The 24,346-nt window shown below is 67.6% G+C and carries 16 protein-coding genes and 1 pseudogene; 7 read left to right on the top strand and 10 right to left on the bottom strand.

Annotation, left to right across the window (positions count from 1 at the left end; translation table 11 throughout):
* Nucleotides 1-87: 87 nt before the first annotated feature.
* Nucleotides 88-1,773, bottom strand: coding sequence for an alpha-L-fucosidase (locus ASF14_RS20435; protein WP_056439758.1), 1,686 nt, complete (start codon nt 1,771-1,773; stop codon nt 88-90).
* A 351-nt stretch (nt 1,774-2,124) separates the two neighbouring features.
* On the opposite strand from ASF14_RS20435, the gene katG reads away from it, so the two are divergent.
* On the top strand, nt 2,125-4,356 hold the full coding sequence (gene katG / locus ASF14_RS20440; RefSeq protein ID WP_443025854.1) for a catalase/peroxidase HPI: 2,232 nt from the start codon (nt 2,125-2,127) through the stop codon (nt 4,354-4,356).
* Between the two features lie 140 nt (nt 4,357-4,496).
* Here katG and ASF14_RS20445 read toward each other — a convergent pair whose 3' ends face one another.
* A complete protein-coding gene (locus ASF14_RS20445; protein ID WP_056439764.1) occupies nt 4,497-5,891 on the bottom strand; it encodes a sensor histidine kinase in 1,395 nt (464 codons plus the stop codon).
* Nucleotides 5,881-6,546, bottom strand: coding sequence for a response regulator (locus ASF14_RS20450; RefSeq protein WP_056439767.1), 666 nt, complete (start codon nt 6,544-6,546; stop codon nt 5,881-5,883). Before ASF14_RS20450 ends, ASF14_RS20445 begins: the two co-directional genes overlap by 11 nt.
* 100 nt (nt 6,547-6,646) lie before the next feature.
* Here ASF14_RS20450 and ASF14_RS20455 point away from each other — a divergent pair, with 100 nt between their 5' ends.
* The 6 genes and pseudogenes from ASF14_RS20455 (at nt 6,647) to ASF14_RS20480 (ending at nt 14,117) form a co-directional block, all read left to right on the top strand.
* Nucleotides 6,647-7,723, top strand: coding sequence for an ABC transporter substrate-binding protein (locus tag ASF14_RS20455; RefSeq protein WP_056439769.1), 1,077 nt, complete (start codon nt 6,647-6,649; stop codon nt 7,721-7,723).
* A pseudogene (locus ASF14_RS20460) lies at nt 7,720-9,217 on the top strand (OprO/OprP family phosphate-selective porin). The gene ASF14_RS20455 and the pseudogene ASF14_RS20460 overlap by 4 nt, the downstream one beginning before the upstream one ends.
* 33 nt (nt 9,218-9,250) lie before the next feature.
* Nucleotides 9,251-10,552 carry a CitMHS family transporter gene (locus ASF14_RS20465; protein ID WP_056439777.1) on the top strand — a complete coding sequence of 434 codons (1,302 nt, stop codon included), beginning with the start codon at nt 9,251-9,253 and terminating at the stop codon, nt 10,550-10,552.
* Nucleotides 10,553-10,556: 4 nt separating this feature from the next.
* Nucleotides 10,557-11,201: a YjbE family putative metal transport protein gene (locus tag ASF14_RS20470; RefSeq protein ID WP_056439779.1), complete on the top strand. Its 645-nt coding sequence runs from the start codon at nt 10,557-10,559 to the stop codon at nt 11,199-11,201.
* A 37-nt stretch (nt 11,202-11,238) separates the two neighbouring features.
* Nucleotides 11,239-11,895 carry an alpha/beta fold hydrolase gene (locus tag ASF14_RS20475; RefSeq protein ID WP_056439782.1) on the top strand — a complete coding sequence of 219 codons (657 nt, stop codon included), beginning with the start codon at nt 11,239-11,241 and terminating at the stop codon, nt 11,893-11,895.
* Nucleotides 11,896-11,984: 89 nt separating this feature from the next.
* Entirely contained in the window at nt 11,985-14,117 is a 2,133-nt protein-coding gene (locus ASF14_RS20480) for a TonB-dependent siderophore receptor (protein ID WP_056439785.1), read from the top strand.
* Nucleotides 14,118-14,148: 31 nt separating this feature from the next.
* On the opposite strand, the gene ASF14_RS20485 is transcribed toward ASF14_RS20480, so the two are convergent.
* The 7 genes from ASF14_RS20485 to ASF14_RS20515 all read right to left on the bottom strand — a co-directional run bounded on the left by ASF14_RS20485 (nt 14,149) and on the right by ASF14_RS20515 (nt 24,346).
* Nucleotides 14,149-15,003, bottom strand: coding sequence for a MipA/OmpV family protein (locus ASF14_RS20485; protein WP_056439788.1), 855 nt, complete (start codon nt 15,001-15,003; stop codon nt 14,149-14,151).
* 17 nt (nt 15,004-15,020) lie between these two features.
* On the bottom strand, nt 15,021-16,445 hold the full coding sequence (locus ASF14_RS20490) for an efflux transporter outer membrane subunit (protein WP_056439791.1): 1,425 nt from the start codon (nt 16,443-16,445) through the stop codon (nt 15,021-15,023).
* The gene (locus ASF14_RS20495) at nt 16,438-19,479 is read right to left on the bottom strand and encodes an efflux RND transporter permease subunit (RefSeq protein ID WP_056439794.1); all 3,042 of its coding nucleotides are present in this window, start codon (nt 19,477-19,479) and stop codon (nt 16,438-16,440) included. The genes ASF14_RS20490 and ASF14_RS20495 overlap by 8 nt, the downstream gene beginning before the upstream one ends.
* A gap of 3 nt (nt 19,480-19,482) precedes the next feature.
* Nucleotides 19,483-20,574, bottom strand: a complete 1,092-nt coding sequence (locus ASF14_RS20500; RefSeq protein WP_236697175.1) for an efflux RND transporter periplasmic adaptor subunit — start codon at nt 20,572-20,574, stop codon at nt 19,483-19,485.
* Between the two features lie 95 nt (nt 20,575-20,669).
* On the bottom strand, nt 20,670-21,731 hold the full coding sequence (locus tag ASF14_RS20505) for a helix-turn-helix domain-containing protein (RefSeq protein ID WP_056439802.1): 1,062 nt from the start codon (nt 21,729-21,731) through the stop codon (nt 20,670-20,672).
* 468 nt (nt 21,732-22,199) lie between these two features.
* Nucleotides 22,200-22,844 (bottom strand): TetR/AcrR family transcriptional regulator, encoded by a 645-nt coding sequence (locus tag ASF14_RS20510; RefSeq protein WP_056439804.1) that lies wholly within the window; start codon nt 22,842-22,844, stop codon nt 22,200-22,202.
* 5 nt (nt 22,845-22,849) lie between these two features.
* Entirely contained in the window at nt 22,850-24,346 is a 1,497-nt protein-coding gene (locus ASF14_RS20515; protein ID WP_056439807.1) for an efflux transporter outer membrane subunit, read from the bottom strand.

Genomic DNA, 24,346 nt, shown 5'->3' on the forward strand with positions numbered 1-24,346 from the left:
GCTCAAGCTGTAAAGCTCATTTGCCTGACCAATTAGAGGCCGTTTTGAGGCCACGGAAGGGGCCGTCCGAAACGGCCCCTTCCGTCATCAGGCGGTGACGCCGTTGCCCGAAATGATCAGCGGGATGCCGATCTCATGCCGCGCGCCCAATGGCAGCGTGACTTCCAGTGCCTCGGCGGTGCGCTTGAACGGAAGCGGGCTATTGTCACCCTGCAACGTCACCCGCTGGATCTGGCCCGGCATGGTCGGGTTGCCCTGCGCCAGCAGGGTCATGCGCGCGATATTGTCCTCGGGCCAGCCCATTACCAGCGCATGGAGATTGCCGTTGCGCGTCACATATCGCACGTCGCGAGCGGTATAGGCGGACTTGGGACCGCCTTCGGAGAAATTGCCCGAATTGCCGCGCGTCGGGCCTTCGCCGTTCAGCTTCCAGGGGCGACTGGCATAGATCGCCTCGCCATAACGACCCATCCATTCTGCGATGTCGTTGACGATCCTTTCTTCCTTGTCGTCGATCGTCCCGTCGCCGCGCATCGGCACCGACAGCATCAGATTGCCGTTCTTCGACACCACGTCGCACAAGGTGTGGATGACCGTCGCCGCCGACTTGTAGCCGTCGTTCCGATAGGTCTCGATATCATAATGCCAGTTGCCGATGCAGGTGTCGGTCTGCCACGGGAAGCGCTCGATGTAATTCTTGCCGCCACGCTCGACATCGTCGACGATGCCTGTGCGCCGCTGCGGCGGCGTCATCTTGCTGGTGACGACGGCTTCCAGGCGGCCGCCATTCCACTGCATCGACTGGTTGTAGAACCAGGATGTGAAATCCAGGCCATATTGCTCCAGCGGCAGGTCGAAATTGTCGAAATAGACCATGTCCGGCCGGTATTTCTGGACCAGATCCTTGGCGCGGAGCAGCCAGTTGGGCGCGAAGTTCGAGCCTGCCGGAACCCCCTCGTTCCACAGGCGGTCGGTCGCTTCGTGCCAGGCATTGGCCTCCGCCTCGGTACGGATGCCATCGGGCATCGGCATGTGGCGGCCGGTATAAAGCTGCTGCGGGTCGAGCCCTTCCCACCATTGCCCACGCCCTTGCGCGGCGGTCAGCTTATAGGCGTCATAGCGTTCGCCCGCGCGCGGGCCGGTCGGGTCATAGCCATAAGCGGGCTGGTTCCAGTGCCAGGCATGGGCCGAATGGTTCGACACGGCGAAGCGCAGACCCCGCGCACGCGCGCCCTTCGCCCATTCGCCGACAATATCCCTGCGCGGCCCCACCCGCGTCGTATTCCATGCATGATATTTGGAATCATAGGCGTCGAGATTGTCGTGATGGTTGGCCAGCGCCATGAAGTATTTCGCGCCCGCCTTTTTATAGAGGTCGAGCAAGCGACCGGGGTCCCAGCGGTCCGCCTTCCACCTGTTCTGAAGCTCCATGAAGCCGACATCCGCCGGATGGCCATAGGTCTTCAGGTGATGGTTATAGGCGCGGCTGCCGGGCAGATACATCTCGCGGGCATACCAGTCGCCCTGTTCGGGCACGCACTGCGCGGTCCAGTGCGCCCACATGCCGAACTTGGCGTCGCGGAACCAGTCGGGCACGCTGTACCCGGCGGTCAGCGACGCCCAGTCCGGCGTGAAGCGCGAGGGCGGCGGCACCTTCAGCGCACGCCCCGCTCCCATGGCCTGCGGCGCCGTCGGCACGGCCGAGGCCGCTGCGGGCGCCAGTGCCGCCGCCGCGACCGCGCCCCCGATCATCTCGCGTCTGTTCGCCTTCATCCCTCGCTCTCCCTGCCATCGATCCGGTCGCTCGCACCGGCATCCTCAAGTCCGTCCGCTCGGGTTACGCCACCCGCCCTACTCTCTTCTGTGAAAGCATTATGTTATAAGCGCGATCATAATTCACATTTGTCGGAGTTTGCAAGGCGTGTCGCAGGGGGCCAAAATAGGGGCGCGCTCCCCAATCCCGTCGCGCATTCAACGCTACCGCACCGCACCATGCAATCGATGACTGTGATCGGGTTATCTCGCTTTGCCATCGAGACCCGGTTTTCTAATCGCCCCCCGCAACACGAATAACAGACTAAAGGGGCCCCCATGCCGATTGCACCCGTTTCCCTGATCGCGATGATGGCCGCGCTGACCAGCGTGCCCCAGCAGACCGACCGCCCCCAGCCCAAGGCGCCGACCGCCGCCAAGACCGTGACGCAGGACCCGCCCGCGCCGGTCGCCGCCCGGCCCGGCGGCATGACGAACCGCGACTGGTGGCCCAGCCGCCTCGACCTGACGGCGCTGCGCCAGCATGAGGACACCCGCGCCAATCCCTACGGGGCGGACTATGACTATGTGAAGGAGTTCAACAGCCTGGACCTGGAGGCGGTCAAGGCCGACATCCGCCGCGTCCTGCACACGTCGCAGCCCTGGTGGCCGTCAGACTATGGCAATTACGGTCCCTTCTTCATCCGCATGGCCTGGCACAGCGCGGGCACCTATCGCGCCGGTGACGGGCGCGGCGGTTCGGACGGTGGCGAGCAGCGCTTCGACCCGCTGAACAGCTGGCCGGACAATGTCAGCCTGGACAAGGCCCGTCGCCTGGTCTGGCCGATCAAGCAGAAATATGGCCGCAAGCTCAGCTGGGGCGACCTGATGGTGCTCAGCGGCAATGTCGCGCTGGAGGATATGGGCTTCAAGACGGTCGGCTTTGCCGGTGGTCGCGTCGATGCGTGGCAGCCGGACGTCGTCTACTGGGGCCCCGAGACCAAGATGATGGGTACCGAGCGCACCAAGGCGGACGGCACGCTGAAGCGTCCGCTGGCGGCGACCACCATGGGCCTCATCTACGTCAACCCGGAAGGGCCGAACGGCAATCACGATCCGATCGGTGCCGCCGCCGATATCCGCCGCGCCTTCGGCAACATGGCGATGAACGACGAGGAGACGCTGGCGCTGATCGCGGGCGGTCACACCTTCGGCAAGGCGCATGGCGCCCATGCCCAAAAGCCGTGCCTCGGCGCCGAGCCGACCGCGGGCGCCATCGAGCAGCAGGGCCTGGGCTGGGCCAACACGTGCGGCAACGGCAATGCCCAGGACACGATCACTTCGGGCCTGGAAGGTGCCTGGTCGGCGACGCCCACCCAGTTCACCACCCAATATATCGACAATCTGCTCAACTATGACTGGGTGAAGACCAAGAGCCCGGCGGGCGCGACCCAGTGGATCCCGACCGATCCGGCGGCGGCGCAGCTGGTGCCCGACGCGCATCTGCCGGGGGTGCGCCACGCGCCGATCATGTTCACCACCGACATGGCGCTGAAGGACGATCCCGCCTTCCGCAAGATCTTGGAGAGCTGGCAGAAGAACCCCGACCTGTTCGCCCAGGCCTTTGCGCGCGCATGGTTCAAGCTGACCCATCGCGACCTCGGCCCGCGTGCCCGCTATCTGGGCAAGGACGTGCCGACCGAATCCTATGTCTGGCAGGACGTCCTGCCCGCCGCCAGCTTCGCACCGATCGGTATGGAGGATCAGGCCCGTTTGAAGGCGATGGTCCTGGCATCGAGCCTGTCGGGTCCAGCGTTGATCCGCACCGCCTGGGCCTCCGCCTCGACCTTCCGCAGCACCGACATGCGCGGCGGGGCGAACGGCGCGCGCCTGCGCCTAGACCCGCAACAGGGCTGGGCGGTCAACGATCCGGCCGAGCTGAAGACGGTGCTGGCCAGGCTGACCGCGATCCAGAAGGATTTCGCGCGCAGCGGACGCCAGGTGTCGATGGCCGATCTGATCGTGCTGGGCGGCAATGCGGCGGTCGAGCAGGCCGCGCGGGCCGGGGGCATGACGGTCAGCGTGCCGTTCAAGCCCGGCCGCGTCGACGCCACCCAGGCGCAGACCGACCCCATATCCTTTGCCCATCTGGAACCGGTCGCCGATGGCTTCCGCAACTATTACGGGCCCAAGGCAGAGGTCAGCGCGCCAGAGGCGCTGGTCGACAAGGCGGACTCGCTGGACCTGACCGTGCCGGAAATGACCGTGCTGGTCGGCGGGATGCGCGCGCTGGCTGCCAATAGCGGCGGGTCTAAGAACGGCGTGCTGACGGCCCGTCCGGGGACGCTGAGCAACGACTTCTTCGTCAACCTGCTGAGCATGGACACGGTGTGGACCAAGTCGGCGACGCCGGGCCTGTACGAGGGCAAGGACCGCGCGACGGGCGCTGCCCGCTGGACCGCGACGCCGGTCGACCTGATCTTCGGGTCGAACTCCGAACTGCGCGCCGTGGCGGAGGTCTATGCCGCCGACGACGCCAAGGAGAAGTTCGTGAACGACTTCGTCGCCTCCTGGACGAAGGTCATGGACGCGGATCGCTTGTGAGGCGGAATGACATGAGATGCTCCCCTCCCCTTCAGGGGAGGGGTCGGGGGTGGGGCGCGTCCGCAAGCATGTCGTCCGTGGCGAGGCCCCACCCCACCCCCTCCCCTGAAGGGGAGGGGCTCGCCCTGACTATCGAAATGTCATCGCGGTCCGACCGCAGCACCCATGCGCAAGATTACGCGCAGGCCCGGTCGGGTATTCACGATCTCCACCGCCGCATCGAGGCGCGACGCGGCCGAACGGACGATGGCGAGGCCCAGCCCGCTGCCCTCGCTGTCGCGTGCGGTCGACAGGCGGGTGAAGCGCTCGCCCAGCCGGACCAGTTCCGCGTCGGGCAGGCCCGGGCCGTCATCGGCCACATCGATCCTGATCCCCTGCCCCGCTTCGTCTGACACCGTCAGTATCACCTGACCGCCGCGCCGATTATAGCGGATCGCGTTGTCGAGCAGGTTGGACAGGATTTCGAACAGCAAGGTGCGGTGGCTGGCGATCGCGATGTCGGCGGGCGCATCGAGATGGATTTCCACCCCCGCCTCGATCGCCTGCGCGATACGGCGGTTGATGACCGCGACCGCCACTTCGCGCAGGTCGACCCGTTCGCGCGGCGGCGCGACGCCCGCCTCCTCGGCGCGCGCCAGGGCCAGCAACTGCTTCACCAGATGTTCCAGCCGGTCGGCGGCATCGGCGATCTCGCCCAACGCCGCCGGGCTGCCGCGCCGCGCCAGCGCCACCTGCACCTTCAACACCGCCAGCGGCGTGCGCATCTGGTGCGAGGCATCGGCGGTAAAGCGCCGCATGCCCGCCGTCGCGCTGTCCAGCCGGGCGAGCAGATGGTTGAACGCATCGGCCAGCGGGCGAAGCTCGACCGGCAGCGGCCCGGTGTCGAGCGGCGACAGGTCCGGCGTCGCGCGCGTGTCCCGCGCCGCCACCGCCCCGCGCAGCCCCGCCAGCGGCCGCAGGCTCCAGGCGAGTGCCGGGCGGATCAGCAGCATGGCCACGCCCACCAGCAGCAACTCGCCCAGCACCAGCGCGATCACCAACCGCCGTTGCAGCGCGCGGCGACCGTCCAGCGTCTCGGCCACCTGCACGATCACCGGCGCGTCGATCCGCGGCAGCGCGCGGCGCACCTCGGCAATGCGAATATCCTGGTCGCGGTAGCGCGCGAAGCGGAAGCGCGGCGTGTCGAGCGCCAGTTCGGCGATGTTCGGCGCGGACAGGTCGGCATAGCCGGTCAGCAGACGCCCGCCCACCGCGATCCGGTAATAGACATTGTCGCGCTCGCTATTCTCCAGCATGCCGAAGGCGGCGGCGGGCAGGTCCAGCGTCACCTCGCCGCGCTCCACCTGCACCGTCTCGGCCACCGCGCCCAGCGCGCCGCCGAGCACGCGGTCGTTGGTCCGGCGGACCACATCGGCGATCAGCGTCGCCCCCGCCAGTCCCAGCAGCACCGCGATCGCCAGCATCGGCGCCAGCATCGCGGCGAGCAGCCGGGTGCGCAGCGCGACGGCACGCCCGCGCGGCGGCTTAATGGGCATCGAGCATATAGCCGACCCCGCGCACGGTGCGGATCGCCGGACCGTCGGGGGCCAGCTTGCCGCGCAGCCGCGTGATGTTCACCTCGATCGCATTGGGCCCTACCGGCTCGTCATAGCCGAACACCTCGGATTGCAGCGTCTCGCGCGGCACGATCTGCCCCGCGCGGGTCGCCAGCGCGTCGAGCACCGCCCATTCGCGGCGACGCAGGTCGAGCGGCCGCTCCCCCACCCGCGCCGCGCCGCGCGAACGATCGAGGACCAGCGCCCCGACGACCAGCTCGGGCGTCGGATCGCCGCCGCGTCGCCGCCCCAGTGCCCGGATGCGCGCCTCCAATTCCTCCGGCGCGAAGGGCTTGCGCAGATAATCGTCCGCGCCCAGATCCAGCCCGCGCACCCGGTCGTCCAGCGCATCGCGCGCGGTCAGCATCATCACCGGCACGCGGTTACCCTGGCGCCGCAGCGTCTGGAGCACCGAAAAACCGTCGATATCCGGCAACCCGACATCCAGGACGACCAGCGCATAGGCCTCGTCCGCCGCGACCATCAGCGCATCCTCGCCGGTTGCAACATGATCGACCGCATGTCCCGCCGCGCGGAGCAGCGCGACGATCCCGCGTGCCAGCGCCGCATCATCCTCGACGATCAGAATCCGCATGACGCAGCCTTTCCGTGAAAGGCGGATGACAGCTTGCCGGGATTATCCATGGCATTGCGCTTACCCGAACTCAGAGGCGGGAAGCGAGAGGACCTGAACGATGCGAATGGTAATTCTATCGATGCTGATGCTGGGTGCCGTCGCGCCCGCTCGCGCCGATGCGCAGCGCCCGGCCGGTTATCCCCGCTCCTATGACACGCTGGTCGCCAATGCGCGCGGCGAGCGTTTGGTGCGCATCTATGGCAATGCCGACACCGCCGCGATGCAGCCGCTGATCGCGGCCTTTCGCCGCACCTATCCCGGCGTCCAGGTCCGCTATGACGATCTGGAATCGAGCATCATCTACGACCGCGTCGTCGCGGAAGCACGGGGCAAGGCCCCAGGGGCCGATGTCGTCTGGTCGTCGGCGATGGACCTCCAGGCCAAGCTGATCAACGACGGCTATGCGCAAGCCTATCTCAGCCCCGAAAAGCCCGCGCTTCCCGCCACGGCGGTCTGGAAGAATATGGGGTACGGCGTCACCGCCGAGCCGGTCGCCTTCGTCGTCAATCGCCGCCTGATCCCCGCCGGACAAGTGCCGCGCACGCACGAGGCGTTCGAACAATTGCTCCGCACCCGTCGCGCCCAGCTGATGGGCAAGGTCGCCACCTATGACCCCGCCCGGTCCAATGTCGGTTATCTATACCTGACCGAGGATCATGCGATCACCCGCGACACCCGCTCGCTGGTGCAGGCGATCGCGGCGACCCGGCCAATGCTGTCGCGCACCACCGAGCCGATGCTGGACGCGGTATCGGCGGGGCGGATCGCCATCGCGTACAATGTCGTCGGCCCCTATGCGCTGACCCGTGCGATGCGCGATCCGAATATCCGGGTGGTCTTCCCGCGCGACTATACGATCATCGCCTCGCGCGTCGCCTTCATCGCCCGCGATGCCCGGCATCCGGCGGCGGCACGGCTGTTCCTGGACTTCCTGCTGTCGCGCACCGGACAGACGCTGCTCGCCCGCCAATGGCTGCTCCCGGTGCGCGGCGATGTCCGCGCACCCCGCCTGTCCGCCGAACAGCAACGCCCGATCCGCGTCGGGCCGCAGCTTCTAGTCAATCTCGACACGATCAAGCGCCGCCGCTTCCTGGCCGACTGGCGCGCCACTCTTGCTCAAGAGGCCCCCAAATGATGACCCCGATCCGAACCGCCACCGCGCTGGTCGCCCTGTTGGCCGCCACCCCCGCGCTCGCCCAGACGCCGAGCAACGACGACCTCGCCGCACTGGTCCGCCAGCAGGCCGCCGAGATCGCGACCTTGCGGGCTAGGCTCGACCGGCTGGAGGGGACGACCGCCGCCGCGCCCGCTCCGGTTGCCGCGACGGCCCCTGCCCCGATCACCCCACCCGCGCCGCAACTGGCGCAAAGCGACACTATCGGCCGCGATACCGTCACCCGCCCCTTCGCGCCGCAGCTGGTACCCCCCCGGCCCCGCCGAACGCGACGTCGCGCAGGCGCGGCAGGCCAATGCGGCGGGGGTCACCACCGAATGGGGTGCGGGCCTGCCCGTCTTCCACTCGGCGGACGGCATCTACACCTTCAAGCCGCGCGGCCGCATCCTGACCGATGTCAGCTCGACCTTCGGCTCACGCTATGACGGCCGCAACATCACGACGACCGGAATGCGCGCGCTGCGCCTGGGCCTGGAAGGCGGGGTCGGCACGCACTTCTTCTACCAGTTCGAATCCGACTTTTCGGAGAATGAGGTCGATATCGTCACCGCCTTTATCGGCTGGCGCAACCGCATCCGGCCGGGCCTGGATTACGACCTGCGCGCCGGGCATCTGTTCAACGATCGCGGGTTCGAGGGCTCGACGGGATCGGACTCGACGCCGTTCATGGAGCGCACCGTCGTCTCCACCGCGATCATCCCACAGCGCGGCTTCTACGGCGTCGGCATCATGCCACGCCTGTTCTGGAAGACCGGCCACGCCTCGCTGACGCTGACCGGTGACCGGATCGACGGCAACCAGGGCGGCAATGACAGCCGCACGGTGCTGGGCCGCGCACACTGGAACCCGATCAAGAGCGACCATTCGGTCCTGCATGTCGGCCTATGGGGCTTCGACGAGGCGTTGTCCGCCAACGCGACCACGCTGACCCGCAATACGGTGATCGGCGGCCGCTTCAACGGCGCGCTGCGCGTGTCGACCGGCGCGCTGCTGGGCGGGCGCAGCACCACCGGTTACGGCGCGGAGCTGGGCGGCTATGTCGGCCCGGTCTGGGTCATGGCCGAGGCGGGCGAGCGCCGTGCGCGCCTGACCGGCGGACGCCCCAATTTCCTCAGCAAGGCATGGAGCCTGTCGGGCGGCTGGTTCGTCACCGGCGACCTGCCCCCCTATAACCCCCGCCTCGGCAGCTTCGGCCAGCCGCGCGTCCTGAAGCCGATCTTCGAGGGCGGACCGGGCGCGATCGAGCTGACCGCACGCTACGAAAATCTCGACTATACCAGCCTGTTGACCGGCGGGCGCGGCTGGGCCGCGACGGCGGGCGTGAACTGGTATCTCAACAGCTTCACCCGGCTCCAGTTCAACTGGGTCCATTGGGACACCGACAATCGCGCAGGGACCTATACCGGCCCCGACAGCGGCGAGACGATCGGCACCCGCATCGCCGTCACCTTCTAAACACCCCTTTCTCCTCTCACGGAGCATCCTTCGATGGATCTTGCCCTGCTTGGCTTCCTGATGGTCGCCACCTTCATGACGCTCATCATGACGAAGCGGATGACCCCGCTCGTCGCGCTGATCGTCGTGCCCACCGCCTTCGCGCTGATCGCCGGTTTCGCCTCGGGCCTGGGCGACATGATGATCGACGGCATCAAGAACCTCGCGCCGACCGGCGTGATGCTGCTGTTCGCGATCCTGTTCTTCTCGATCATGACCGATACCGGGCTGTTCGATCCTTTGGTCAACCGGCTGTTGCGGGTCGTGCACGGCGATCCGATGGCGATCCTGATCGGCACGGTGGTGCTGTGCGCGATCGTCAGCCTGGATGGCGACGGATCGACCACCTACATCATCACCATCGCCGCGCTGCTGCCGCTCTATAAGCGGTACGATATGAACCGGCTGTACCTCTGCTGCCTGCTCATGAGCACCAGCGGCATCATGAACCTGACGCCTTGGGGCGGTCCGACCGCCCGCGCCGCCAGCGCGCTGAAGCTCGATCCCGCAACGCTGTTCCTGCCGCTGATCCCCGGCATGATCGCGGGCCTTGCCTTCCTGATCGGCCTGGCGATCTGGTTCGGCCGCAAGGAGCGTCGCCGCATCGGCCATGTGAAGTCGAACGAGCCGACCGCCTTCACCGGCATGGCCGTGTCGCAATTCCCCGAGGCGCGCCGCCCGCATCTGCGCTGGTTCAACGGCGCGCTGACCCTGACGCTGATCGCGGGGCTGGTCTCGGGCATCCTGCCGCTGTCGGTGCTGATGATGCTGGCCTTCGCCATCGCCATGATCGTCAACTATCCGCAGGTCGCCGAGCAGAAGGAGCGGATCGCCGCCCATGCCGGTAACGTCCTGTCGGTCGTCTCGCTGATCTTCGCCGCCGGTATCTTCACCGGCATCCTGTCGGGCACCGGCATGGTTGAGGCCATGAGCAAGGAAGTCGTCGGCTTCATCCCGCCGGTCCTGGGGCCCTATATGGCGCCGATCACTGCGCTGCTCAGCCTGCCCTTCACCTTCTTCATCTCCAACGATGCCTTCTATTTCGGGATGCTGCCGATCCTGGCGGAGGCGGGCGCGCATTACGGCGTGTCGCCGATGGCGATCGCGCGTGCCTCGCTGATGGGCCAGCCCGTCCATCTGCTCAGCCCGCTGGTACCGTCGACCTATCTGCTGGTCAGCCTGGCGGGCATCGACCTCGCCGATCACCAGCGCTTCACGCTGGTTCCGGCCGCCGTGGTGTGCGTGGTGATGACGCTGGTCGGGATGGCGGTCCTCGCCTTCCCGCTGGTGGGCTGATCCGATGGCAACGCTCTGGCAGCATATCGTCGCCGACTTCGCCGCGATCGGCTCTCCGGCCGCGCTCGCCGCCTTTGCCCAGGTCGTCATGATCGACGTGTTGCTGGCCGCCGACAACGCCATCGTCGTCGGCGCGCTGGCGGCCGGGCTGCCCCCGGCGATGCGGCGCAAGGTGATCCTGGTCGGGGTCATCGCCGCGCTCGTCCTGCGTATCGGTTTCGCGCTGGTGGTGACGCAGCTGCTCCAGATCGTCGGGCTGGTACTGGCGGGCGGTTTGCTGCTGGTCTGGGTCGCCTGGAAGATGTGGCGCGAGCTGCGCGGCGCGGGGGAAGACGATCCCCTGACCGAACAAGCGCCGCGTCGTTTCTGGGCCGCCGCCTGGGCGGTGGCGGTCGCCGATATCTCGATGAGCCTCGACAATGTCCTGGCGGTCGCGGGCGCGGCGCGCGATCATCCCGGCATCCTTGCCATCGGCCTGATCCTGTCGGTCGCGCTGATGGGCCTCGCCGCCAATGTCCTGGCCCGCGTGATCGAGCGCTATCGCTGGCTCGCCTATGTCGGACTGCTCGTCATCCTGTGGGTCGCGGGCAAGATGATCTGGGAAGGGCTGACCGACCCGGCACGCGGCCTCCTGACCCTGTTCGTCTGACGCCTCGACGCAACCTCATTCTTCGGGAGACATAGCCATGATCCGCAACGCGCCGCCCCTCATCCTGCTGCCCGCCATGGGATGCGACGGCCAGCTTTGGGCACGGCAGGTCGTCGACCTCAGCGACATCACCCATCCGATGCTGGGCGACCTGACCGTCGACGACACGCTGGAGGCGATGGCGGCGCGCGTGCTGGCCCATGCCCCGCCACGCTTCACGGTCGCGGGCGTCAGCCTGGGCGGCTATGTCGCACTGGAGATCATTCGGCAGGCCCCCGAGCGGGTGCAGCGGGTGGCGCTGTTCGGCACCCGCGCCTCGATGCAGATGCGTCCCCGCACCGTCGCCGATCAGGGCCTGCTCGCCACCGCGCCGCATGCCGACCCGGCCCTCACCCCGATCGTCAGCGGCCCGGTGCAGGCCATGGCCGAGCGCGTCGGTACGGCGGTGTTCGAGCGGCAGCAGCGCGCCCTGCTCGCCCGGCCCGATATCGGCCCGGCCATCGCGGCGGTCCGGGTGCCGACACTGGTCGCGGTGGGCGATCGCGACCGCATCTGCCTGCCCGCCGATGCGCGCGAGCTGGCCGATCGCATCACGGATGCGCGCTTTCATGAAATCCGCAATTGCGGCCATCTGGCCCCGATCGAGCGCCCCGGCGAGGTGACCATGTTGCTGCGCGACTGGTTGCAAGGCTGACCAGCACTTCGCTGCGCCGCCGCAAACCATGGTTGCACCCCTAAGCTATAGACGTTACTGCGAGTCGATAGCGATAAGGGGGTTGAGCCATGAATGTCTTGAACGGTGCGGCCAGCCTGGCCGCCTTGCTGGTCTGTGCGCCCGCCATGGCGGCCACGACGGACCCCATCGGAGACATCCCTCCGCCTGCCGAGGACATCGTCGTGACCGGGCGGGCGCAGCATCTTTACCGCGTCGATACGACGACCGTCGGCAAGACGGCCGAAGACCCACTGAATATTCCGCAGGCCCTTCAGGTCATCAATGAGGAGCTGTTCACCGATCAGGGCGCGCGCGACGCGACCGATATCTATCGCAACATCTCGGGCGTCAGCGCCTTCAGCTATGCGGGCATCACCTTTCGCGGCTTTCGGCAGGACCAGTCCTTCTATGACGGTCAGCGCGGCAATCCCTTTATCGGCTTTTCGGTGCCACAGTTGTTTACCGTCAGCCGGGTCGAGGTGCTGAAGGGACCGGCGGGCCTGTTCTTCGGCCCCGGTTCGCCCGGCGGCATCATCAACTACGTCTCGAAGACACCCAGCGAGGTCAGTGCGCTACGCACGGTCGCCACGCTGGGCAATTACGGTCGCGCGGGCATCTCGTCCGAGGCGACGGGCAAGGTCGATGCGAACGGCGTCGTGACCTATCGGCTCGGCGGCTTCTATGAGGCGATGACGCCCTTCCGCTACAACACGAAGAATACGTCGCTGATCGGCGATGGCGGCCTGTCCTTCCGCACCAACCAGGGCGGCAAGCTGACCGTGCAGGCCACGGTCTACGACAATTTCCTGCGCGGCAATCGGCTGCGCGGCGTGCCGGTCGACAATGACGGCAATTTCCTGGGCGATATCCGCTGGAACGCCAACGAACCCACCGACTTCCTCCATTTGAAGTCGCAAGCCTATCAGGCACGCTACATCACCGATATCGGTGACGCGATCACCTTCGACGCGGGCGCGCGCTACTTCAAGGCGACGGAAACGCAGCAATATCACGAGGCGCGCGGTTTCGTGAGCGGCAGTTCCGACCTGATCGCGCGCGAGTTCCGCGACCAGATCCGCGACGTCGACGGTCTGTCCTTCATGGCCAACGCCACCGCCAAGGTGCCGCTGTTCGGCATGGTCCATAAATTCCAGGCGGGCGCCGACTGGTATGACGAAACCAGCATCCTCAACTCGCGCATCCTGCGTTCGGGCGTGACACCACTGAGCCTCAGCAAGCCGGTCTATACGGTGACCGGCCGCGACGTGGCTCGCGCTGCCGCCCTGCCCTTCGAGACGTCGAACACGCGCAGCCGGCGTACAGGTGCCTATCTGCAAGACCAGGTCACCGTCACCGACGCGCTGCTGCTGGTCGGTGGGGTCCGTTACGACCGATTTGACGACACCGTGGCGACCAACCGTCGCCGCGGCGGGCCGCCCACAAACGACTCCTATAGCGATGGCCGCTTCACCTATCGCGCCGGGGCGATCGCCAAGCCGCGCAAGGACGTGTCGCTTTACGCCAGTTGGTCGGGCAGTTTCGAGCCGCAGAGCCCGGCCAGCCAGAATCGCGATGCGGGCGGCCCCTTCGCCCCGGTCACGGGCGGGCAGGTCGAAGGCGGCGTCAAGTCGGTGCTGATGGGCGGACGGCTTCAGGCCAATGCGGCCGTCTATCGGATCGTCCGCCGCAACATGCTTCAGGTCGACCCCAGCCTGGCCCCCATCAACGGGCAGGACCAGCTCCGCCCGATCGGCCAGGTGACGAGCAAGGGGTTCGATATCGATCTGGCGACCGACATCACGCCCGACTGGGTGCTGATGGCCAATTACGGCTATAACGACACCCGGATCACCGGCACCGTTCCGGGCCAGTCGCTGACCAACGCGGTCGGCAACCGCTTCGCCAATGCGCCGCAGCACCAGCTCGGCTTCTGGACGCGTTACCAGATCGCGCCGATCGGCACCGCGATCGGCTTTGGCGGCGAATATCTGTCGAGCCGGATCAGCCTCTCTGGCCAGGCGGTGCAGCCCTATACGATCTTCGATGCCTCGATCACCAAGTCGCTGGGCATCATGGAGCTGATGCTGCGCGTCGATAACCTGTTCGACAAGCGCTATGCCGCCTCCGGCTTCTCGCTGCAAAGCGGCAGCTTCCCGGGCGAACCACGGACCCTGCTGGCGGAATTGCGGTTTCGGTTCTGATCGAGCTCCGGTCGGGTCGACCGACGACCGACTAGAAGCTGTAGGCGAGCCCCAGCGCCCCCAGCCATTGACCGCGAGACCCCGCCTCCGCGACGATCGGGCTGTTGCCGATACTGCCCGTCATCCTTCCGAAGGTGCCGAGCGCGACGAGTTGGACGCCGTGCAGAAGATTGCCGCGCACCGTGCGCACGCCGATCAGGCCGACGGTCCAGTTCTTTAGCCCTCCTCTTGCATCATAGGCGGCAAGGCCGCTTCGGCTGCTGGCGGCGGGTGAGACGCTGTAATAGGTTCGTGCATAGCGATCTTCGGCAATGTCGGCCGATGCGGTGATCGCCACCGCCGCATGGAGCGATAGCGGCGTGAAATAGGTGACGCCGGGCTGCCAGAGCCCTGCGTCATGCACGCCGGTGACATCATGCCGATAAGAGACCGTGATGGTCAGCCTGTCATAGGGGCTGGTCAGCACGCCCGTCTTCTGAACACCGACATAGCCGCCCAGTTCGACCGCGAGGCCCAAGGCCCCCAGCGCCCGGACGCGGGGATCGTGGGTGCCGCCGACGGTGGCGCGGTTGAAATTGATCAGGGCGACTGGCCCCGCCTGCACTTCCCAGACCGGCCCCGAGCGGTCGCGGAGCAGGTTGAGGCTGGCCTGGTTACCGGCAAGGACGAAGCTGTGGCCCTCGACCGATCCGATCGCGGCAGGCGCGACGACCGGGCTGTAATGGTTCGCGCCCTCATAATCGGGAACGACCGCCAGCCCCGCACCGACCGCGACGATGTCACGGTCGAGAGGATCGGTATCCTGGTGGGACTGGGCCATGGCGTGCGCGGGAAACAGGCTCGCGACCGACCATGCCATGGCGGCGGCCATATGGCGTTTCAACATAGGATCGTCCTTTTCGATCAGCCGCCTAGGGCGACGTATAGCTGGATACGGGCCAGCGCGCCCGCGATGGTCTGGCGCAGAAGCGCCCGTTCGGCGGCGACCTGCGCGGCCTGTGCCTCGATCAGCGGAGTCGCGGCGATATCGCCGCGCCAATACCGGGCATCGATCGCCGTTACCGTCTGCATCCGGGCAAGACTGCCCGCCTTTGCCAGGTCGCGCCGTCGGTCGAGCGCACGGATGTTGGTCAGCGCATCATCCACCTCGCGCCAGGCGTCCCGCACCGTCTTTTGATAGGCGAGCGCGGCGCTCCGCTCTTCCGAGCGGCGAAGCGACAATTGGCGTTGCAGTCGCCCACCCGCAAAGATCGGAATGGACAGCACCGGACCGGCACTGGTGGTGCGTGCATCCCAACCGAAATCGGCCAGGTTCAGGACGTCGATGCCAAACAGGCCGGACAGGTTGAGGCTGGGATAGAAGTCCGCCTGCGCCGCCCCGATTGCCGCGGTGGCGGCATGAAGCGCGGCTTCGGCGGCCAGAATATCCGGGCGTCGCCGGGCGAGATCGCTGGGCAGACCCGGCGCGGGTTCGGCCAGTAAAGGCATGGCGGGTCGCTCGGCGACCTCGATCGGCGGCGTATCGGGATTGCCGCCGACCAGCACCGCCAGCGCACGGGCGGCATTGGCGATATCGGCGTCGAGCATAAGCAGCGCATCCTGCCGCGCCCGCTGCTCCTGTTCCACCGCGCGGACATCGATGCCCGTGGCCAGCCCGCGCGCCTGGAACGCGGCGGCGATGGCGAGCGTGCGTTGGCCCAGGGCCTGGTCCCGAAGGGCAAGGCGCCGTTCCTCGACCAGCCCGCGCCATTGCCAATAGGTCTGTGCGACCGCCGCCTCGACCGACAAGCGCGCGCCCCGCGTGGCGGCCTCCGCCTGCGCGATCCCGGCGGTGGCCGCCTCGGTCTCGCGCCGGTTCTTGCCCCACAGGTCGATCGCCCAGCTTATGCTGATGTCGCTCTGGTAGAGATTGAAGGCATAGGCCTTGGGAATGGCGGCGTCGGCGGCCTCCGGTGACTGGCCCAACAGGGGCGCAAGCACGCCGGCCAGCCCGGCGGTACCGATGCGGTTGCGGCTATAGCCGAGCTGCCCGCCGACCTGCGGCAGGCTGTCGGCGTGCCTGGCGTCGCGGGCGATCCGGGCCGCGACCAGCCGCTCCTCGGCGATACGCAGATCGAGATTGGCCGCGAGCGCCTGGGCTTCCAGCCGGTCGAGCACCGGATCGCCGAAGCCGCGCCACCAGTCCTGGTTCGGTGGAGCCGACGCCTGGGCACTGTCCTGCCACCGCGCAGGCAGGTCGGCGACGGGCGGATGAAAATCCGGACCGACCGTACAGCCGCCCAGCAGCAGCGCCAGCAAGCCCGCGCCGACGATATGACGATCAATCATGCGCGGTCTCCTTGGCGGCGTCCTCGCGCCCGAACAGCAACAGATAGAAGGCGGGCAGTGCGACCAGCGTCAGGATCGTCGCGCCGATCAGGCCGCCGATCATCACGATCGCCATCGGTCCCCAGAAAATGTTGAAGCACAGGGGGATGAAGGCGAGCACGGCGGCCAGTGCGGTCAACACCACCGGGCGGGCACGGCCTACCGTCGCTTCCGTGACGGCGGCGCGTACCGCCATCCCCTCGGCCCGGTGCGCCTCGACCTGGTCGACGAGGATGATGGTGTTGCGCATGATCATCCCCGCCAGCGCGATCAGCCCCAACAGCGCGACGAAGCCGAACGGCGCGCCGGTCAGCAGCAGCGCCGTCACCGCACCGATGACACCCAGCGGCGCGGTCGCCAGCACGAGCAATGTTCGGGACAGGCTCTGCAACTGGATCATCAGCAGCACGAGCATGATCCCGATCGTCACCGGCAACAGGTGATAGATCGCCCGGTTGGCATCGGCCGACAATTCGCCATCGCCGCCATCCTCCACGCCATATCCGGGCGGCAGCGCGGCGCGGATCGCATCGATGCGGGGCGCGGCGGCATCGACGATCTCGGACGCCTGGACGTCGCCGATCATGTCGGCCTGCACCGTCATGGTCCGTGCGGCATTGCGCGTCCAGACGATCGGCTGCTCGGTAGCTGGCGACAAAGTGGCCACCTCGCCCAGCGGCACCATGCCGTGTGGCGTCGAGACGGGCGTGTCGATCAGGCCGCCCAGATCGTGGCGATCCTCGGCCCGCCCGCGCACGACGATGCCGATCTGCTTCGTCCCGCGCAGGACCGCGCCACCGGGCGCACCCGACAGGGTGGCGGCCAGATCGCTCGCCACCTGTGCCCGGTCCACCCCGAGGGCCGCCGCCCGCGCCGGATCGATCCGGTAGCGCGCGACGGGCGCGGCAATGCCCCAGTTGATCTGCACCGCCGTCGTCGCTGGAATGCCGCGCAGCACGGCGGCGATCCGCTCCGCGATCTCGCGCAGGCGCGCTGGATCCTTCCCCGTCACCCGATATTGCACCGGCGAGCCCAGGCTAGGCCCCAGCGACAGGCGACGCACATGCAGGCTGGCGCCCGGAATGCCGGGCATGTGCTCCAGCTTTTCGATCAGGGCGTCACGCGCCGCCAGATCGCGGGTCACCAGCATCACCGTCGCGGTCGCCGAATTGGGCAAGGCCGGACCATAGGGCAGGTAGAAGCGCGGCGCGCCGCGACCGACGAAACTGTCCATGCTGCGGATGCGCGGATCGCCGTGCAGCAGGCGTTCGAGCCGCTTCGCCGCGGCTGCGGTCGCCTTGATCGAGCTGCCCGGTCGCATGGCGAGGTCGACCATCACCTCGGGCCGGTCGGAATAGGGAAAGAATTGCTGCCGCACGAGGGTCGCGCCCAGCAGGCCCGCCGCCAGCAGCGTGATCGTAATGCCGACGACCAGCCAGGCCCGGCCCAGCGCCCAGTCGATGGCGGTTCGAAGGTGCCGGTAGAGCCGGGACGGCCCGGCGTCATGGCCATGGCTCCGCGCCATGTCCGGCAACAGCTTCACGCCCAGGAACGGGGTGAAGACCACCGCGACGATCCAGCTGACCAGCAGCGCCGATCCCGTCACCCAGAAAATCCCGCCCGCATATTCGCTGGTCGTCGACTGGGCGAGACCTACCGGCAGGAACCCGACGACGGTAATCAACGTGCCGGTCAGCATGGGAAATGCGGTGTGCGTCCAGGCATAGGCCGCGGCCTCATGCCGGTCGACGCCCTGCTCCATCTGGACCACCATCGCCTCGACGCTGATGATCGCATCGTCGACCAGCAAGCCCAGCGACAGGATCAGCGCACCGAGCGAAATCCGCTCCAGCCCGATCCCCGCCACCCCCATATACAGCGCGACGATGGCCAGGGTCAGCGGCACCGACAGCGCGACGACGATCCCGGTCCGCCAGCCGAGCGTGACGAAGGCGACGACGAGCACCACGGTCAACGCGCAGAAGAACTTGACGAGGAAGGTGTTCACCGCCTCGCGGATGTTGGCGCTCTGATCCTCGATCTGGGTCAGATGCGCACCGGCGGGCAATGTGCGCCGCACCTGGTCGGCCGCCGCGCGGATCGCCTTGCCGAAGCCCAGCCCGTCCGCGCCCGGCCGCATCGACACCGCGAGGATGACCGCCGACCGGCCGTCATGCCGCACCACCGCCTCGGGCGGATCGGCGTAACCACGCGCGACCGTCGCCACGTCGCCCAGTCGGACCATACCCGCCGAGGTGGGGATCGACGCGCCTTCCAGATCGCGAACCTCATCGACCTCGCCGTCCAGCCGGATCGGTGTCTGCATCGCGGCCTGTACCCCACCCGCCGGACCGATGGCCTGACGCTGTGCCAGTGCCTGGGCGAGACGACCGGCCGACAGGCCCATGCCGGCCAACCGCCGGGGATCGACATCGACGAACAGGCGCTGGGGCAGTTCGCCGATGATCTCGGCCTTGCCCGCGCCGGGCACGCGCAACATGGCGTCGCGCGCCTGCTCCGCCAACTGGACCAGCCGGGCATTGTCCGCGCCGGTCAGGGCGAAGACGTAACCATAGACATCGGCATTGTCCTCGCTCGCCGCCAGCGACGCACCGCTAGGCAGCGCGGGCGCGATGTCCGTCAGCTTGCGCCGGACCTGCTGCCACACATCCTTGACCTCACCGGGGGGTGCGGCATCCTTCAGCTCGACGGTGATGACGCAGGCGCCCTCCAGGCAATAGGTCTGGAGATAGTCGAGATGGTCGATGCCGCGCAGCGTGCGTTCGACCGGATCGGCGATCTGGGCCTGCATCTGCGCCGGACTGGCCCCGTCCCAGCGAGCGGAGACGATCATCTCCTTCAGGGTGAAGCCGGGGTCCTCGTTGCGACCCAGCGCCAGGAACTGCGCCGCCCCCGCGACGAAAAGCAGCGCGATCAGGAAACCGACCAGCGCGGGGTGACGGATGGCCCATCGGGACAGGTTGAAGCGGTCCATGGATCAATGGAATCCCGGCTCGATACCGGCATCGACGACACTCTGCCCATCGACCAGCGTGTCGGCGGCGGTGGCGACGATCGACTGGCCGTCGCGCAAACCCGTGACCAGCGCATCCTGCCCGAGCCATGTAGCGATCCGCACCGGCTGGCGCCGGATGCGGCTATCGGCCTGAAGCGTCCAGACATAAGGTCGGTTGCCCCGTTCGGCGATGGCGGACAGGGGAACGCGGATGGGCTGGTCCGGCATGGCCGTGCGCAGCATGAGCGTGACCATGCTGTTATAGGGCGGCGATGATCCCGTTCCGTTCAAAACGAAACGGGCATTGCGCAGATGCAAGGCCGGGTCCCCTTCCGGCGAGACGAGGCGCAACCGGGCGGTGAGCGCCGTGCCCCGGTCGGACATACGGACATCGGCCAGCATGCCCGACGGCAGGGAAAGAGCGGCGGGTGCGTGGATTTCGACCTCGGGCGGGCCGCTCGCCAGCTTCAGCACGGGGCCACCCGCATCGATGACGCTGCCCGGTTCGGCCAGCCTTGCGGTGACGATCCCGTCCTGCGGCGCGACCAGCACGGCGTCGGACAGCATGTCACGACTGCGCCGGACCGCAGCGGCGGCGGCCGCGACCTTGGCCTCGGCGGCACGGGCCGTCAGCGCCCGCTGGCGAACCTCGGCAGTCGACAACGCGCCGACCCCATCCAGTCCGCGCGAACGGTCAGCCGCATCTTGCGCCGCCCGTGCATCGGCCGTTGCGGCGGCCAGCTCGGCCTCGGCCTGTGCCGCCCCGGCATTGGCCTCTGCTTTGCCCAGGCGACCCAGCACCTGTCCGGCGCGCACCGTGTCGCCGACCTGGGCGGTCAGTGTCAGCAAACGTCCGGGCCGTTTGAACGCCAGCATCGTCTCGCGATAGGGACGCACGATGCCGCTGAACTGGCGGAGCGCGCCGCCTGCGGCGTGGACGGGGACGATATCGACGATCGCCACGTTGCGATCGGGCTGACGCGGCGGCGGCGACGAGCAGGCGGTCAGGGTCATGCCCGGCGCGGACACGGGCAACAGGATAGCAAAGAGGTGACGGCGGCAAGGAAACGGCATGACGGCCCCCAGAAATCGGAATGGGCGCGCCATGAGGGGTGATGCGCCCCGCGCCTCCCCTATTTCCGATTTCGACCGATCGATTTTGGAATCGATCAGTCCATGGGGGACGAAATCTCCAGATGGCGGCGGCGATAGGCGCTGGGCGTCTCGCCCTGCCGCGCCTTGAAGCTGCGGTTGAAGACCGCCAGGCTGCCGAAGCCCGCATCCATCGCGATGGTCAGGATCGGCACCTGGGCCTGTTCGGGATCGGCGAGCGCGGCGCAGACCTCGGCCACGCGCAGGCCGTTCAGATAGTCGCTGATATTGCGATGCCCGAAGCGGCCGTTGACCAGCCGACGCACACGATATTCCGGCACGCCCAGCCGCATGGCGATCGCACCGATGGTCAGCTCCGGGTCGCGATACAGGCGCTCCTGCGTCATCGCCACGTCCAGGGCGCTGGCAAGCGGCTCGTCCGCATCGGGCACCGGGACGGGATCGACGACCGCCGCCGGTGACGGTGCGCCGTTGGGCGGGGCGGATGCGAACATCTCCCGATGCCTCAGCCCGAACAGCAGCAACGCCAGGCCGAATGTCCCCATCAACATGCCGATCGTGCCGACGATACCGGTCAGCACAAAGCCGCCAAAGGCCCGCCCGACGATCTCCGCGCCGATCGTCCAGAGCACGACGATGGTGACGATGACGACAAAGGCCACCCGCGCCCGACGCCGCGCCTCGATCAGATCGCTGGCCCGGTTCGACCAGGCATGGCGCAGCGCATCGACGGTAAGCGCGATGCCCGCGACATAGAGCAGCCCGTCCAGCGCATGAAGCGGCGCGTGCGTCCCGCGCTCGCCGCCGATCACGGTCGCACTCAGACCGAGATAGCCCATCGCCAGGGCCAGTTCGGCGAGCCCCGGGCGGAAATCGTCATCGAACCAAGAGCGGGCGAACAGCCAGAAGAGCGGCAGGCTGGCCGATCCGCCGACCTGTAGCAACGTGGCAAGCCCGGCTCGGTCCTGCACGAAAGGCAGTCCCGCCACCTCCGCCAGCAGCGCGGCAAAGGCCAGGGCCGCGCCATAACGACCAGCACGGCTGGGCGCCTCGCTGAGGAAAAGCGCGATCGCCAGAGCCAGCAAGGTCGCAATGCCACCGTGCAACGAGGCTTCCATGAAGGGCAAGCGGTTCTCTCTTGGCCAGCGGTGATCGAGAGCCGAAAATGCAATCGGCGGGGCTGCTAGAAAACCGGAATTCCATGGTGTCAATGGGGGCTGCGCCTGCCAAGCGCAGGGCCAAGCCAACGAGCCTGCCGCCGCTATCTGCGTTCAGCCATTCGGTCCCGGCAACCGGTGGATCGGGTCCACGATGAACTGATCTGGCTCTGGCGTCCGGAGCCTTCCGATATATCCGCGGGGCGGGCGCCCGCTAAGCGACTCGTGGCTGGCGAGCGGCTCGCAGATCGTGTCGAAGCGCATCTGGCGGGACTAGGCGGTGTGACGATCGCGGGGCTGACGTACCCGCCCCATTCGACATGCCGACATTTCAACGAAAGAACCGCACCGTCAGACCGTGGGATCAACACTTGGCTCCACGGAGCCGATCATCGGCGTCGGTCAAGCGAGAGCGGCTTCGACATGCGATCACCCATGCAACAGGGGCAAACTCGAATCCCACTTGCGCAGGAACAGCGTCGCGCATTCCGCTTCGGATAGATCCTGCCAGTAGGCCTCTCGGCTGACCCCCTCGACGATATCGAGCAATATTCTCGCGACCGTCTCGGCGGACCGTTCGGACTGTTCGTCGGAGAGGATCGCCGTGACGTATCGCCGGTAAAAGGCGAAGTGCTTGTCTCGCCAGGAGCCCAGCCAATGGCGCACGGTGGTATCCTCCAACGCCTCCGCCATCAGGATCGTCATGCTCCGTTCGCGTACCCCGCCGTCCGTTTCGCACATGCGGCGGGACAGTTCCCTCAGGGCGAGGAAGGCGTCGTCGGGCAGGTCGCGGGTCAGATTGGAATGGACCCTGGCCATCACCCGGTCCATCACGTCCATCAGGAGCTGGATCTTGCTCGACCAGCGGCGATAGACGGCCTGCTTGCTGACGCCGACCGACTGGGCGATCTGCTCGATCGAGATATCCAGCCCCTGTTCGACAAAGGCCGTGATCGCGGCCTCGACGACCAGATTGCCGATCTCCGCCGCCCGTTCGAGACTGGGGCGGCCGCGCGAGGCGACCGGCATGGCCGGGCCGCCATGGCGCGCGGACAAGGTGTCGGCATCGCCCATATCGCCTAGTTCAGCCCACCGCCCAGCGAGCGGTACAGCTCGACCATGTTGCTCTCGCGGTTGAGGCGGGTGGTCACCAGCAACTGCTGCGCCGAATAGGCGGTGCGTTGGGAATCCAGCGTCGTCAGGAAGGATTCGACGCCCGTCCGATAGCGCGCGTCAGAAATCTTCAGGGCGACGTTCGCCGCCTCGACGCGGGCTGTCTGCGCCGCGATCTGCTCGTCGATGGTGCCGCGCTGGGCCAAGGCGTCGGCAACCTCGCGGAACGCCGTCTGGACGGTCTTTTCATAGGTCGAGACGGCCGCCTGCTGCTGCGCGCGCGCCGCGTCCAGATTGCCCCGGATCCGCCCACCGTCGAACAGCGGCAGCGAGACCGACGGCGCGCCGGTATAGGTGAAGCTGCCGCCCGCGAAGAGGCCGCTCAGCGCGGTGCTGATCGTCCCCAGGGTCGCGGTCAGCGAGATGCGCGGGAACATCGCCGCGCGCGCCGCGCCGATATTGGCGTTCTGCGCGATCAGCTGATGCTCGGCCTGCAACACATCGGGGCGGCGCAGCAGGATGTCGGAGGACAGGCCGGTGGGCAACAGCGGCAAGGCCGCATTCCCGTCACCCAGACCCTGCGGCAACAGATCGCTCTGCACCGGCGCGCCGACCAGCAGGTCGAGGGCATTCTTGTCCTGCGCCACCCGCGTCTTGAGCACGGCGATGTCGTTGCGTGCGCCCTGATAGGTGGTTTCGGCCTGCCGCGCCTCAAGCTCGGAGGCGACGCCGATCCGGAACTGCGCCCGTGTCAGCTCCAACGATTGCGCGAAGGATTTCAACGACTCCTGCGAGATGCGAAGCTGGTCCTGGTCCGAGGCATAGGTCAGCCAGGCCGTCGCGATTTCGGCGATCAGGCTGATCCGGGTTGCGCGCTGGGCTTCCTCGGTCGCGAAATACTGTTCCAGCGCGGCGCGGTTCAGATTGCGGACGCGGCCGAACAGGTCGAGCTCGAACGCCGAGAAACCGACATTGGCCGAATAGAATTCCAGGTTCTGCGAGGAAGAGCCGACACCCGTACCGAGGCCGGCGCCGGTACCACCGGTACCGGTCCCCGCCCCCGCGCCGGTTCCGCCACCCGCCGCGCCACCCAGAGCGCCTGCGGCGCCCTGGATGTTGTTGGTATAGGTGCCGGAGCCCGACAGGTTGGTCGAGGGGACCAGATCGGCGCGCTGGACCCGGTATTGCGCGCGCGCCTGAAGCACATTGGCCGCCGCGACGCGTAGGTCCCGGTTATTCTCCAGCCCCAGCGCGATGGTGCGGCGCAGGCGATCGTCGGTGAAGAAGGACTGCCACCCGATCCGGGTGACGTCCGGCGCATCCGACGCGGCGGCGGGATAGATGCCGTCCTGGGGCAAGGTCGCAGGGACCGCGCCCACCGGCCGGACATATTTGGGGGCGAGATTGCACCCGGCGAGCATCGTGGCCGCCAGCAGCGCGAGTGCGGATTTGGAACGGATCAT

It is taken from the genome of Sphingomonas sp. Leaf257 (assembly GCF_001422185.1).
Taxonomy (GTDB): domain Bacteria; phylum Pseudomonadota; class Alphaproteobacteria; order Sphingomonadales; family Sphingomonadaceae; genus Sphingomonas; species Sphingomonas yabuuchiae.

Coding starts and splice junctions, on each gene's coding strand:
- ASF14_RS20515 (WP_056439807.1), bottom strand. CDS start 24,346: ATGATCCGTTCCAAATCCGCACTCGCGCTGCTGGCGGCCACGATGCTC.
- katG (WP_443025854.1), top strand. CDS start 2,125: ATGGCCGCGCTGACCAGCGTGCCCCAGCAGACCGACCGCCCCCAGCCC.
- ASF14_RS20485 (WP_056439788.1), bottom strand. CDS start 15,003: ATGTTGAAACGCCATATGGCCGCCGCCATGGCATGGTCGGTCGCGAGC.
- ASF14_RS20475 (WP_056439782.1), top strand. CDS start 11,239: ATGATCCGCAACGCGCCGCCCCTCATCCTGCTGCCCGCCATGGGATGC.
- ASF14_RS20465 (WP_056439777.1), top strand. CDS start 9,251: ATGGATCTTGCCCTGCTTGGCTTCCTGATGGTCGCCACCTTCATGACG.
- ASF14_RS20470 (WP_056439779.1), top strand. CDS start 10,557: ATGGCAACGCTCTGGCAGCATATCGTCGCCGACTTCGCCGCGATCGGC.
- ASF14_RS20450 (WP_056439767.1), bottom strand. CDS start 6,546: ATGCGGATTCTGATCGTCGAGGATGATGCGGCGCTGGCACGCGGGATC.
- ASF14_RS20435 (WP_056439758.1), bottom strand. CDS start 1,773: ATGAAGGCGAACAGACGCGAGATGATCGGGGGCGCGGTCGCGGCGGCG.
- ASF14_RS20455 (WP_056439769.1), top strand. CDS start 6,647: ATGCGAATGGTAATTCTATCGATGCTGATGCTGGGTGCCGTCGCGCCC.
- ASF14_RS20510 (WP_056439804.1), bottom strand. CDS start 22,844: ATGGGCGATGCCGACACCTTGTCCGCGCGCCATGGCGGCCCGGCCATG.
- ASF14_RS20505 (WP_056439802.1), bottom strand. CDS start 21,731: ATGGAAGCCTCGTTGCACGGTGGCATTGCGACCTTGCTGGCTCTGGCG.
- ASF14_RS20500 (WP_236697175.1), bottom strand. CDS start 20,574: ATGCCGTTTCCTTGCCGCCGTCACCTCTTTGCTATCCTGTTGCCCGTG.
- ASF14_RS20490 (WP_056439791.1), bottom strand. CDS start 16,445: ATGATTGATCGTCATATCGTCGGCGCGGGCTTGCTGGCGCTGCTGCTG.
- ASF14_RS20495 (WP_056439794.1), bottom strand. CDS start 19,479: ATGGACCGCTTCAACCTGTCCCGATGGGCCATCCGTCACCCCGCGCTG.
- ASF14_RS20480 (WP_056439785.1), top strand. CDS start 11,985: ATGAATGTCTTGAACGGTGCGGCCAGCCTGGCCGCCTTGCTGGTCTGT.
- ASF14_RS20445 (WP_056439764.1), bottom strand. CDS start 5,891: ATGCCCATTAAGCCGCCGCGCGGGCGTGCCGTCGCGCTGCGCACCCGG.